Below are 12699 nucleotides of genomic sequence, written 5' to 3' on the forward strand. Positions count from 1 at the left end.
TAAGGAGGAACCACTTTGTTGGGCTGTAAGGCCTGGGGGAGGAATGAAGTAGCTATGCCTAAGGGTACGGTGAAGTGGTTTAATCGCGAGAAAGGTTATGGTTTTATTACCCCCGAGGAAGGAAAGGACGTGTTCGTGCATTACACGGGTATTGCCGGCGAGGGATTCCGCAACCTCGAGGAGGGCCAGGTTGTCGAGTTCGAGATCACACAGGGTCAGAAAGGCCCGCAGGCCCAGAATGTGAGGGTGGTCGGCTAGCCGGCGAAACTTCCAACAACTGCGCCAACGAACATAACCGCTTCAAAAGCGCCGGGCCGTCGGTCCGGCGCTCTCCTTTGTCCCGGGTTTAGTCCCGTGTTGCCCCGGTTGCCTCGGGCGCCGTCTCGCCTGGAATCATCTTTTATGATGAGCGGTTGCTCGTTTCTAACTTAACTCTCGTTTTCTTCTCCCATCCGCTCGAAGAAAATCGATTCTTGAAGCCGACTCGGGGGCGATATGTTGCGCATGGCCTTAGATGCGTGATAGATTAGAACGAGGACGGCACAATGGCAAAGAGGGCGAGAAAAACCGTAAATCAGCGTAAGTCCCGAGGCCCGGCCAAAAAAGTGGCCCGGACGGGCGCTTCCCGTGCCCGGAAGGCCGCAAAACCCGCCAAACGCCCGGCGAAGCCGAGGCAGGCACGGGTAAAAGTGGTCCGTTCGAGAGCGACGAAGGCCAGTAGAGCGCGAAAGGCCATCGTTCGCCGGCCGTCTCGCCCGCTCCCTCCGGCGGAGATGTTTAGCGAACGGCTGTTCCTGTCCAGTCTCGAGCGCAGCCTCCGGGATAACCGCCTTGTCTGGGAGGCCCTCGCCAAGCGATGAAGTACCTGACCGCGGAGCAGTTGCGGACGGTCAACCAGCGGATGATCCGGGCGACCGGCGGCCTCTATCTGGCCGGCGAACAGAACGTGGTATACCCGCCGAGTCTCGACTCCCTGGTTAATTTTGTCCAGACCCGCATCGCGCTCCGGCCGCAGCCGACCGTGTGGGACCTCGCCGCGTTCTATCTCGATCGGCTGATCCGCGACCAGATCTTTCACGACGGCAACAAGCGCACGGCACTCGAGGCCACGCGGCTGTTCCTGGAGGGTGCCGGGTACCGGTTGGCGCTGTCCCCGGCGGCCGAAACTGTCGAGTTCATCACCGGCGTGGCGAAGGGCGGCATGACCCGTGACGCCGTCGCCGTCTGGCTGCGCGGCCACTCCAAGCGTAAGAGCAACGGCAGAAAGTAGCGTCCCTTCATAGAATTCGCCGGGCGACGGTCGAGCAGCCCAGCGCTGCGCGGTCTTGACACCGCCGTCGGCGCGCGCGATGATGGGGTTAGTGAACGAAAGGAGGTGATGCGGATGGCCCATAGTAGACCCGGCTCCATGCCGTACCGTCCGACCTGCCGCCAGTATCCGCGCGAGGTGATGGCCGGGTAACACATCCGTAGTCCGGCCGGCATCAGCGCAGCGGCACAGCTGGATGATGACGGTTCGGCAGGAGACTCCGCATACGGCGCGCTCCGAGCTCGCAGGTCCCGGAGACGCCGCGTAAGGCAGAAGGTGATAGGTTCTCGTGGCGGGGCCCGCCCGGTTTCCGGGCGGGCCCCGCTGCGTTTGCCTCAGGGCGCCGGAATCGCGTCCCACAGATTGAGCGTGTTGAGGTACACGAGGTCGAACATCATCGTCCCGCGGGTGACCGCGTCCGACATGCGGATCGCGCGGGTCAGGGTCCGCGGCTGCCCCTCGTACAACGTCAGCAGCAGGGACCCGACGACCGCCGTGTCGCCGTGCACCAGCTGCACCCCGAGGATCCCGCTGCCCTGGACGCTGATCGTGGCACCGTCGTGCCGGCGGATCGCCTCCCACATGGTCACCGGCCGGTAATAGAGCCCGATCATGAGGTAGTCGAGCAGGGGCGCCAGCCCGGCGCGAACCCACGCGTCCCCGATCCACGAATAGGGCGGGTGGACGCTCGGGCTCGCCCAATTCACGCCTTCATTGTAATAGACCGAGTACCAGGAGCCGACGTACATCGCCACCGTCACCCCGGGGCGGACCGCCCGGGCGACCTCCGCGGCCGCGCGCGTGTACGCCATGATGGTGTGCGCCCGATAGCCAAGCCATTCCTGATAGAGCGGGCCGAACCGGCGCGTGACCCAGTACCCCTGCGGGACGTAGGTGTAGATGTCGTCCGGCCAGTGCGCGACCGGGCGGCCGATCGCCCGTTCGAACGCCGCGCGGCTGAGATCGGAGAAGTCCTCCGACAGGTCGTCGTATCGGGTGCGGTCCAGCACGATGCCGTCGACGTCGTACCGCGCCACGATCTCGCGCACGGCGGCGAGCTCGTAGTTCCATACCGCGGGGTTCGCGGGGTTGGCGAACGCGAAGATGTCGTGGGCCGAGGAGGGCTCCATGCGCGTCTCCACGGGGCCGATCGTAACGTGATCGCCCGGCCGCAGCGCGCCGCGCAGCCAGTCCGCCGCCGCGCCGTGCCCGGAGAGGACGTACCCGTCCTGTGGGATCGGCACCGCTCCCGGATCGGCCGGCCCCCCGGTCCGATCGCGCACCTCCGCCACCGTGCCGGCGGCCACCGCCGCCTCGACGCCGTACCGCGACGCGGGGCTGGCCCCGCCGCTCGCCGGAGTGTAGAGGATCAGTTGGTCCTGTCCGCGCGGAACATCGACGCCCGTCAATTCGTAAGAAGTACCGTTGGGAGCGATGATGCGCCGGTAGGCCACGTACGCGGTCGCCTGAAAGTCAGGGTGTGCGAATGACGGGCCGGCGTGCATCGGCGAGTAGCCCTCGCCAAACGTGTTGATCGCCGCGTGGACCCTGATGCCCCGGGCATGCGCCTCCGCGATGATCGTCCCCAGCAGGTCGTAGTCGCGCGGATACCACTGCGCGGGCGGCGGGTAGCTTCCGCCGGCGCCCGAGTGCGAGATCGGCGAGTCGGCGATCGACGGGATGAACGAGCTGGGGTAGATCACGTAGCCCCAGGCATTCTTGGCCTCGGGCATGACGACGTCGATGCCGGCGGCTTTCGCACGGTCGAGCGCAGCGCGCACCCCGTCGACCGTGCTGAGCTGCTTGAGGTTCGCGCCGGGCTCGATCCACAGGGCGCGATGCGGCACCTGCCGCGCGGCCGCGGCCCCCGGGGCCGCGGCCGCGGGAAGGACCAGCGCCGCGGCGAGCACCGCGGCCAGGAGCCCCCCCGTTTTCGCGGCCCAGCGGCCCCGCGCAGTCGGGGGGCGGTGCGGGCGCACGCGGCCCTTGCAACGGCGGACCTTGGCGATTAGGATAAGGGCTGTCTGCTTGGAAGGGGGGATTCGCTCGTGATTCAGGCCGATTCGCTCTCCCGCAGCTATGGGGAGCGCTGGGCCATCCGCGACGTGTCGTTTCAGGCTCGTGAAGGCGAGATCCTTGGATTCCTCGGCCCGAACGGCGCCGGCAAGACGACGACGATGCGGATCCTGTCGGGATTTCTGGCGCCCACGGCGGGGCGGGCATCCATCGCCGGATTCGACATTGTGGAAAAGCCGCTCGAGGCGAAGCGTCATCTCGGGTATCTGCCGGAAGTGGTCCCGCTCTACGACGAGTTTACCACGCGTGAGTACCTCTCCTTCGTTGCCCGGCTGAAGCGGGTTGAACGCGGCCGGGTACCGGACGCGGTGGAGCGGGCGATGACGCTGTGCAACGTCGACGACGTGGCGGACCGGCTCATCCGCAACCTGTCGCGCGGCTACCGCCAGCGCGTCGGACTGGCGCACGCGATCGTGCACGATCCCGAGGTGCTGATCCTCGACGAGCCGACATCCGCGATGGATCCGCGGCAGATCGTCGAGATCCGCAACGTGATCAAGGGCCTGCGTGCATCGCACACGATCATCTTGAGCACGCACATCCTGCCCGAGGCGACCGCGGTGTGCGATCGCGTGATCGTCCTCAACGAGGGCGCCGTCGTCGCCGTGGACACGTACGAGCAGCTGGCGGCCCGGCTGCGCAATTCGGACAAGACGCTCGTGCGCGCGGCCCGGCCGTCGGCCGACCTGCCGAAGCGCCTGGGCACGATCGCGGGGGTGCGGCACGTGACGGCCGGTGGGGCGCCGGGCGAGCTGCTCGTCGAGTCCGACCTCGGCGCCGATGTCCGCGAGCACGTCGCCCGCGCCGTCGTGGAATCCGGCGTCGGCCTGCTCGAGCTGCGGCCGCTGTCGATGAGCCTCGAGGACGTCTTCTTGAAACTCGTCACGCATGAGGACGGTCCCGCTCAGTCCCAAGGCCCCGCGAAGCCGGGAGACGGCGGATCGAAGGGAGCCCGGGCATGAGCGGCACGCTCGTCATCGCGCGCAAGGAGTTCAAGCAGCTGTTCTCGTCGCCGATCGCCTACGTGGCGCTGGGGATGTTCTTCCTGATCACCGGCTTCCTGTTCTTCTCGCTGATCGGCCTGTACACGACGCAGGTGCTGCAGCTGCAGGGCACGCCGCCCGCCGACTTCAACCCGACGCGGATCATCTTCAGCCCGCTGTTTCAGGACGTCAGTTTCGTGCTGATCCTCCTCGTGCCGGTGCTCACGATGCGCCTCGTCTCCGAGGAAGACCGCGCCCACACGATGGAGCTGCTGGCGACCTCGCCGGTCACGAACACCGCGATCATCCTCGGCAAGTACCTCGCCGCGGTCGGGCTGTACCTCGTGCTGCTGGCGATCAGCGCCTACATGCCGCTCAGCCTCGCCGTGATCGGCCGCCTCGACTGGGGCCTGCTCGGCGCGACCTACCTCGGCCTCCTGCTGCTCGGCGCGGCGTTCCTCGCGATCGGGCTGTTCGCGTCGACGCTCAACGAAAACCAGATCGTGTCCGCGGCGATCGGCTTCTCGCTGCTGCTGCTGCTGTGGGTGCTCGGCTTCGCCCAGCAGGCCACGGGCTCCGCGACCCAGCAGGTCCTGTCCTCCCTCGCCGTCGCGACCCACTTCAATACGTTCTCGAGCGGCACGGTGGACACGCAGGACGTGCTGTTCTTCCTGAGCCTCGCGGGCTTCTTCGTGTTCCTCGGCGCGCTGGCGCTGGAGTCCCGAAAGTGGAGGTAGCGTGATGCTGCGCCGCAACCGCCTGCTGACCGTCAACGCGCTCGTCTCCGCGCTGCTCGTCCTGGCGCTGCTCGTCGGACTCAACTATCTCGGCGTCGAGCACCACGTCCGCTGGGACCTCACCGCGACCAGGGAGCATTCGCTCTCGCCGCAGACCCTCAAGATCCTGCGGACGCTGCCCGGCCCGGTGCAGGCCGTCGCGTTCCCCGGCTCCGACTCGACCGGCCGCTACCGCGATCTCCTCGGCACCTATCAGTACTACTCGAAGAACTTCCAGTTCCGGCTCGTCGATCCCGACCGCAACCCCGCCGAGGCGCAGAAGTACAAGGTGACGTCCTACGGCCAGATCGTGCTGCAGCGCGGCGCCGCGACGTACACGGTCGACGACGCCACCGAAGACGCGCTGACCAACGGCCTCCTGCACGTGCTGGAGACCGGCAAGAAGACGCTGTACGTCGTGCAGGGGGACGGCGAGGTGCCGGTCGACGATTTCACCCGCGTCGGCATGGGCACGGCGAAGCAGGCGTTGACCGGCAAGGGCTTCGACGTGAAACCGCTCTTCCTCATCAAAGAGGCGCACGTGCCGGCCGACGCCTCCGCGGTCGTGCTCGCCTCGCCGAGCCAGGAGCTCCCGCCTCAAGTGCTCGACGCGCTCGACGCCTATTATCGCGACGGGGGCCACCTGCTGGTGCTGATCGATCCGACGAGCCCGGCCGGCGTGCGGGCGTGGCTCGGCCGTGAGTTCCACGTCGCGGCCCCCGGCGGCCTCGTCGTCGATCCGGTGTCCCGGCTGCTCGGGGCGAACCCGGCCGTGCCGATCGTCACGCAGTACCCGTACAACGACATCACGCAGAACTTCAACCTCGCGACGGCGTTCCCGGTCGCGACGCCCCTCGTGCCGGATCCGAAGGCCAAGGACGTCACGATCACGCCGATCGTCAAGAGCTCGGACGCGAGCTACGTGAAGACGAACCTCGACGCGAAGGACATCGCGTACCAGGCGGGCGTCGACCGCAAGGGACCGTCGATTCTCGGCCTGGAGGTTACGCCGTCGGGAACCGGCGCGGCTCCCGCGCACCCCACGGCGTCGGTCACTCCGACCTCGTCTTCGCGAGGCGGTGCGGCCTCGCCCGGCGCCTCGGCCGCTCCTTCGAAGGGCGGGGCGAAGCCCGCAGCCGCGGCGCCGAGTCCGGCCAAGGGATCCGCGGTCCTCTTCGGCAACAGCTCGTTCGTCCGGAACAGCTACGTCGGGCTGGTCGGCAACCGCGACCTCTTCACCAGCACCGTCGCGTGGCTCACGCAGTCGGGGAATCTGGTCAGCATCGCGCCGCGCGCCTCGCCGTTCGACCCGTTCATCGTCTCCGGCCAGCAGGGCCGTTATCTCTTCCTCGGCAGCGTGATCGTCCTGCCGCTCGCGCTCCTCGTGCTCGGCGGTTCGGTGTACTTCCGCAGGCGCAGCCTGTGAGTCCCCGCATCACCCTCGCGCTGGCGATCGTCGTCGCCCTCGTCGGCGGCTACATTCTGGTCGTCGACCGGCCGCAGGCGCAGCGCGCGGAACAGGCGCGGCACCTCGTGCACCTCCCGAAGGCCTCGATTACGCAGATCACGGTGCGGAGCGGCAAGAACACGGCCGAGCTCGTGCGGACCGACGCCACACACTGGATGCTGACCCGGCCGTTCGCGGCGCCGGCGTCCGGCTACGCGGTGTCCGACCTGCTCGACGGCGTGCTCGCAATCGTGCCGCAGCGGACCGTCGCCGACAAGACCTCGGACTGGGCCGCGTACGGGCTGGCGACGCCGGATACCGAGCTCACGCTCCACACCCAGGACGGCAAGACGGCCGCCGTCGACATCGGCAAGTCCTCGCCGGTCTCGACGGGGCTCTACGCGCGCGCGGTGCCCGGGGACGCGGTCTACCTCGTCGACGCGTCGGCCCGCGACGCGCTGGCGAAGACGGCCGCCGACCTGCGCCAGAAGACCCTCGCGGATTTTTCCAATGCGGACGTGCAGCGCGTGCGCGTCGCCTCTGCGTCCGGGGTGCTCACCGTCGACCGCATCGGGCCGGACCGCTGGCGTCTGGGCGGCGCCCACCCGTGGCCGGCCGACGACTTTAAAGTGACCGACCTTTTCTTCCCGATCACCACCTCGGACGCCAAGGCGTTCCACGACGGGGTGCGCGACCTCGCCCCCTACGGACTCGACCACCCGGCCGTTACCGTGGACGTCACCCTGAAGAAGCAGTCGACGCCGCTGCGTCTGATCTTCGCGTCAAAAGGGAAGGTCACGTATGCGATGGTCGCGGGGGCGGCGACGGTGTTGGAGCTGGACGCGGGACTGGCGAAGCGGCTGACGCCGGCGCCCATCTCGCTCGTCAGCAAGCGCCTCCTGCCGTACAACGCGCAAAATCTCACCGCGGTGACGTGGAGCCGGGACGAGCAGGTGCTGCAGATCCACCGTCAGGGCCCCGGGTTCTCCGGCGGCGGCCTCTCGGACAGTCAGATCACCGACATGTTCTCGTCGATCAACATCCTCGAGGGCGATACCGTGGAGGCGCTCGCCGCGGCGCCGGCGGGGACGCCCGCCTTCACGATCCAGACCGACGGCGGCGAGGGCGCCCAGTTCCGCGTCGTGGTCTACCGGCGCCCTGGCGGCGCGTGGCTCGCCACCAACACGGCGCTCGGCCTGCAGTACGCACTGCCGTCGAACGCGTTCGACGGCTTCCCGAAGGCCATTACGGCGTTCCTCGGTCTGCCCAAGGCCGCGCCGGCCGGCGGGACCAAGCCGGCGCCGGGGGGCGGAGCCGTGACCGTGACGCCGACACAACCGGGCGCGGGCGTCACGCCGACGGCCCCGCGGCCGGGCGGAGGGCCTGCTCCGGCCAAGCCGCCGACGCCATGAGGAGCCGGCTCCGGCCGCCAGCGGCGTCGCTGCGGCCGTAGGGCGCGGCGGGGAGGACGACCGTGCCCGAGCGCCGAAAAGCTCCGCAACTAATCTCGCACCATACACATACCAGCGGACGGCGCAGATGCAGACGACGCAGCTGACGCGACAAGGCATGGCCCGCGTGCTCGCGATTCTCCTCGTGCTGGGACTCCTCGCCCCGGCGGCCCGCGGGGCGGGGCCCGCCGACTGGCCCTCGGTGCTCGTCTCGAACATGGTGGCGCTGCCCGTCGCGGCCGGCGTCGAGTACCGGCACGTTTCCATGATGACCTCCGACGGGCCGCTCGACCTGCACCATCTGCTTGTCGATCTGGCCAACCCGACCGTGCATCTCGGCGTCGGCGTCGCGCACGATCGGCTGATCAGCGACGACGAGTCCGTCTCGTCGATGGCGGCCCGCGCCGGCGCGATCGCGGCCATCAACGCCGACTACTTCGACATCCACCAGTCGGGCATGCCGCTCAACATCGTCATCAGCAACGGCCAGCTGCTGCGGAGCCCGTGGCGGTTTGTCGCCCTCGTCGTCAACCGCGACGGCGTGGCGCGCATCGTACGCTACCGCTGGACGGGCACCGTCGTCACGGATTCCGGCGAGACCCAGCCGCTCGAGAGTTTCAACGCGGGTCTGCCCCAGAATGGCATCACCGTCATCTCGAACGTGCGCGGCTTTGGGGCGCCGCCGCCGGAGCCGGGCGTGCGTCAGGCGGTCGCCGAGCTGTCCGCGGCCGATCCGGGATCCGCGGGCTCGGGCGGGCGGTACTTCGTCAAGCAGATCTGGGCGCAGCAGGCGTTCTACGCGCCGTTTCCCCAGGGCGAGATCATCCTGGTCGGCCGCGGCGCCGGGGCGGACTGGATCCAGCGGCGCCTCAGCGCGGGCGTGACCGTCGCCGTCAACCTCACCACCGATCCGGACTGGCACGACGCGCAGGTCGCCGTCGGGGGCGGCCCGATCCTGGTGGACGGCGGGCAGCTTGTCGAAGACTCCGACGCGCCCGCGGCCGCCGAACGAAACATCCGCTATCCCGCGGCCGCGGTCGGGATCAGTCCCGACGGCCGGCACCTGACGTTCGTCGAGGCCGACGGCCGCCAGCCGTGGCTCAGCATCGGATTGACGCGGCCCCAGCTCGCCGCGTACATGCAGCGGCAGGGCGCCTACCAGGCGATGGCCTTCGACAGCGGCGGGTCGGCCGAGATGGTCGTGCGGATGCCGGGGCAGCCGCAGGTGTCGGTCGTCAATTCGCCCTCCGATGGGACGGAGCGCCCCGTGGCGGATGCCGTGCTCGTCTACACGACCGCCACCCCGGGCCCACCGGTGAGGATTCTCGTCAACAACAATCAGCCGCTGTTCCTCTATCCGGGCGCCCACGTGACGCCGCCCGCGGTCGGCGTGGACGCGCAGGGCAACCCCGTCTCGTTAACCGATCCGGTGCAGCTCGCGGCTTCCGGGGGCTTGCTGCGGATCGACGGCCTGCCGTCGCGGGGCGTCGCCCTGCCGCGGCAGCCGGCGCCGGATTTCGTGAGGGTGGGCGGCGACGGCAGCATCGTCGCCGGGACGCAGCCCGCGGACGGAACGGTCACGGTGCAGAGCGGCGCCGCCTCGGGCGCCGTGCCGGTGTCGGTGGTCACGCGCCTGGCGCGCCTCGTTGTCGCGCCCGGCTCGCTGTCGGTCGCGCCGGGCGAGAGCGCGACACTCCGCGTGTCCGGGCAGGATCCGTCGGGCCGCCTCGTCACGCTGCCCCAAGACGCGGTCGCCTGGCTGATGTCGCCGCCGGGGCTCGGCGCCGTTCAGGCGCCCGGCACGTTCGTCGCGGGCACGGTGACCGGGACGGGACTCTTGACCGCCCGGCTTGCGGGCGCGAGTACCGAACTGCGCGTATCGGTCGGCGGCCCCCAGAGCCGTCTCATCCCGGCGTTCGAAGAGCAGGCGTCCTTCCGCGGCTATCCGCCGCAGGCCGTGACCGGCGACGTCACACTGGTCTCGACGCCGAGCCGGGACAACCGGCAGTCGGTGCGCCTGGCCTTTCACCTCGATGGGCAGGGCAGCCGCGCCGCGTACGTGGAGACGGATCTGACGCTGCCGGGCGAGCCCACCGGCGTCTCGGTCTGGGTGTACGGCGACGGCGACGGGGCGTGGCTGCGCGGCGCGTACACCGACGCGAAGGGCGACCGCGGCACCGTCACGTTTGCGCGGCACGTGGACTGGCAGGGCTGGAAGCAGCTGACGGCGTCGCTTCCGAGCGGCGTTGCCTATCCAATTCGCTGGACCTACGTATACGTAGTCGAGACCGATCCCACGAAGACGCCGAGCGGGGAGATCTTCCTTAGCGGACTGCGCGCGCTGTACAACCACTAAGCTCGTCCCGATTCGACAGGGAAGACCCGTGTCCGCGCCGCATTGGACCGGGGTAAACCTATCACGCAGGACCACCACGGTATGAATTCATCATTGCCGAGATCACCACACCGGCGCGCGGCGGCGGGCCTGTCCCTTCGCCGCCGCCCCATGATCCCCGCGGCACTGTTGGTGGCGGCGCTGCTCGTCGCCGCGCCGGCGCGGGGGGTCCCGGCCTCCGACCGCCTCGCCGCCGCCGTTGACTCCTACCGCCGCAACGATCTCGCGAGCGCGCAGAATCTGCTCGAGCCGCTCGCGCAGGAGGACGGCGCCGAAGGCGGGCGCGCCGCGTACCTGCTCGGCGTCATCGACATGGCGCAGAAGCGGTACGAGGACGCCGCCGCGGTCTTCCGGCACGCCGCGAACGCCGCGCCGCTTCTCGCCGATCACGCGGAGTACTACTTCGGAGTGGCCGACTTCGACGCGGGCCGCTTCGGCGATGCGGCCAGCGCGTTCGCGGACGTGATCGCGCGCTTCCCCGATTCGAGCATGCGCGGTCTCGCGCTGTTCTGGCGGGCGGAGAGCTTGTGGAGTGCCCGCGCGCCCGACGCGCCCGACGCGTTTCATCGGTATCTCGAGCAGTTCAGCCAGGGGATGCATGCCGCGCAGGCGTGGTTCGATATGGGCCAGGCGCTCGAAGCCCAGGGACGCTGGGCCGACGCCGCACAGGCCTACCGGCGGATTCCGTGGGCCTTCCCCGCCAGTCCCTACGCGGCATCCGCGCGCACGCGCCTCGATGCGCTCGCGCGCGCGCATCCGCTGCCGGCGGACGCGACCCCGGTCGAGGTATTCTATCAGCGCGCGCAGAGCGAGTTCGACGCCAGCGACGGCGGGGCGGCGTGGGCCGACCTCCAGCGCGTGCTGTCGATGCCGCGGGCCTGGCTCTTCAACGACGGCATCTTTTACATGCTGGGCGCACTGAACTACGAGCAGCGCCGGTTCGCGGATGCCTCGCGGTGGTTCCAGCAGGACGTCGCGCTGCGGCAGACGCACGCGGACGATTCGCTCTTCTATTTGATGCGCATCGCGCTCGCGGGCGGCCGGGAGGCCGACGCGCTTGCGTTCGCGCGCCGGCTGGCGGCGGAGTACCCGAAGTCGTCGCTCGCGCCGCGGGGCCTCTATCTCGTCGCCGAGACGCGCGCGGACCGCGGCGCCGCCGGACCCGCGCTGGCCCTCTATAGGGAGGCCGGCGACCGGTTCCCGCTCACCTGGTACGGCAGCCGCGCGCTGTGGCAGGTCGGCTGGCTGCTGTCGCGGAGCGGACAGTGGGCCGCGGCGCGGACCGCGTGGCTGCACGCCGCGCAGGCGTCAGCCGGGACCGACGCCGCGGCCGCGGCCTGGTACTGGGCCGCCCGCGCCGCGGCGCAGACCGGGCACGCCGATCTGGCGGCCGGCGATTATCGCCGCGCGGCGACGCTGTACGGCGACACGTACTACGGCCAGGGCGCCGCGGCGCGCCTCGGCGCGCCCGTCCGCGCCGCCATCGGGCCGGACGCTCCGGACGTGCCCGCGGGGACGATCCCGACGCTCGACCGGTTTCACGAGCTCGACGCGCTCGCGCAGACCGAGGACGCGACGCGCGACCTCGAAGCGGCCGCGGCCGCCGCACCCGCCGCGACCCGCCCCGCGGTGCTGACCTTGTTGAGTCAGCGGTATATTGATGTGGGGACGCCCCGCCGCGGGATCGGCGTGGCCGAAGACGCCCGCGACGCCCTCGGCACCCCGGCGCCGCACCGGCTTCCGCTCGCGCTGTGGCAGGCGCTGTACCCGCGCCCGCAGTGGACGGCGATCACGCAGGCCGCGTCCCGCGACGGGGTGGACCCGTATCTCATCGCCGGCGTGATCCGGGAGGAGAGCCGGTTCGATCCGGCCGCCGTCTCGTCGGCCGGCGCCTACGGCCTGATGCAGCTGATGCCGGGCACGGCCCAGAGCACCGCGCGCAGCCTGGGCATGACTTCGCCGGACCAGCGGGGGCTTATCGATCCCGCGACGAACATCGCTCTTGGCGCCGCGGTCCTCAAAGCCGAGCTCATGCGGTTTGGCCGAGTCGATCTCGCGCTCGCCGCCTACAACGCCGGCCCGAACGCCGCGCGCGGATGGCTGGCGGCGCGATCCGGCGCCGATCCGGATACTTTCGTCGAAGCGATCCCGTACAGCGAGACCCGCGGATACGTCAAGACGGTCCAGCAGTCTGCCGCGATGTATCGCTGGCTCTATCAGAACGGGCATCCAACGGCGGCCCAGTAATCTCAAGGAGGAATT

9 protein-coding genes are annotated in these 12699 nt (G+C 69.7%); 8 read left to right on the forward strand and 1 reads right to left on the reverse strand.

The window, feature by feature from the left end:
• The first annotated feature begins 54 nt into the window (after positions 1-54).
• Both VKT83_02685 and VKT83_02690 read left to right on the forward strand, forming a co-directional pair.
• Positions 55-258, forward strand: coding sequence for a cold-shock protein (locus tag VKT83_02685; GenBank protein HLY21352.1), 204 nt, complete (start codon positions 55-57; stop codon positions 256-258).
• Between the two features lie 598 nt (positions 259-856).
• Positions 857-1270, forward strand: a complete 414-nt coding sequence (locus VKT83_02690; GenBank protein ID HLY21353.1) for a type II toxin-antitoxin system death-on-curing family toxin — start codon at positions 857-859, stop codon at positions 1268-1270.
• Between the two features lie 374 nt (positions 1271-1644).
• Here VKT83_02690 and VKT83_02695 read toward each other — a convergent pair whose 3' ends face one another.
• Entirely contained in the window at positions 1645-3288 is a 1644-nt protein-coding gene (locus VKT83_02695) for an alpha amylase family protein (protein ID HLY21354.1), read from the reverse strand.
• 69 nt (positions 3289-3357) lie between these two features.
• Here VKT83_02695 and VKT83_02700 point away from each other — a divergent pair, with 69 nt between their 5' ends.
• From VKT83_02700 to VKT83_02725, 6 genes are all read left to right on the forward strand, one after another.
• Complete coding sequence (locus tag VKT83_02700; GenBank protein ID HLY21355.1) at positions 3358-4347, forward strand: ABC transporter ATP-binding protein; 990 nt, start codon at positions 3358-3360, stop codon at positions 4345-4347.
• Complete coding sequence (locus tag VKT83_02705; GenBank protein HLY21356.1) at positions 4344-5105, forward strand: ABC transporter permease subunit; 762 nt, start codon at positions 4344-4346, stop codon at positions 5103-5105. The genes VKT83_02700 and VKT83_02705 overlap by 4 nt, the downstream gene beginning before the upstream one ends.
• A gap of 4 nt (positions 5106-5109) precedes the next feature.
• On the forward strand, positions 5110-6570 hold the full coding sequence (locus VKT83_02710) for a Gldg family protein (GenBank protein HLY21357.1): 1461 nt from the start codon (positions 5110-5112) through the stop codon (positions 6568-6570).
• The gene (locus VKT83_02715) at positions 6567-8003 is read left to right on the forward strand and encodes a DUF4340 domain-containing protein (GenBank protein HLY21358.1); all 1437 of its coding nucleotides are present in this window, start codon (positions 6567-6569) and stop codon (positions 8001-8003) included. The genes VKT83_02710 and VKT83_02715 overlap by 4 nt, the downstream gene beginning before the upstream one ends.
• Before the next feature lie 127 nt (positions 8004-8130).
• Positions 8131-10398: a phosphodiester glycosidase family protein gene (locus VKT83_02720; protein ID HLY21359.1), complete on the forward strand. Its 2268-nt coding sequence runs from the start codon at positions 8131-8133 to the stop codon at positions 10396-10398.
• 150 nt (positions 10399-10548) lie between these two features.
• Positions 10549-12684 carry a transglycosylase SLT domain-containing protein gene (locus VKT83_02725; protein HLY21360.1) on the forward strand — a complete coding sequence of 712 codons (2136 nt, stop codon included), beginning with the start codon at positions 10549-10551 and terminating at the stop codon, positions 12682-12684.
• Positions 12685-12699 lie beyond the last annotated feature (15 nt).

The organism is bacterium (assembly GCA_035308905.1).
GTDB lineage: Bacteria > Sysuimicrobiota > Sysuimicrobiia > Sysuimicrobiales > Segetimicrobiaceae > DASSJF01.

Coding starts and splice junctions, on each gene's coding strand:
- VKT83_02685 (HLY21352.1), top strand. CDS start 55: ATGCCTAAGGGTACGGTGAAGTGGTTTAATCGCGAGAAAGGTTATGGT.
- VKT83_02690 (HLY21353.1), top strand. CDS start 857: ATGAAGTACCTGACCGCGGAGCAGTTGCGGACGGTCAACCAGCGGATG.
- VKT83_02725 (HLY21360.1), top strand. CDS start 10,549: ATGATCCCCGCGGCACTGTTGGTGGCGGCGCTGCTCGTCGCCGCGCCG.
- VKT83_02720 (HLY21359.1), top strand. CDS start 8,131: ATGCAGACGACGCAGCTGACGCGACAAGGCATGGCCCGCGTGCTCGCG.
- VKT83_02705 (HLY21356.1), top strand. CDS start 4,344: ATGAGCGGCACGCTCGTCATCGCGCGCAAGGAGTTCAAGCAGCTGTTC.
- VKT83_02710 (HLY21357.1), top strand. CDS start 5,110: ATGCTGCGCCGCAACCGCCTGCTGACCGTCAACGCGCTCGTCTCCGCG.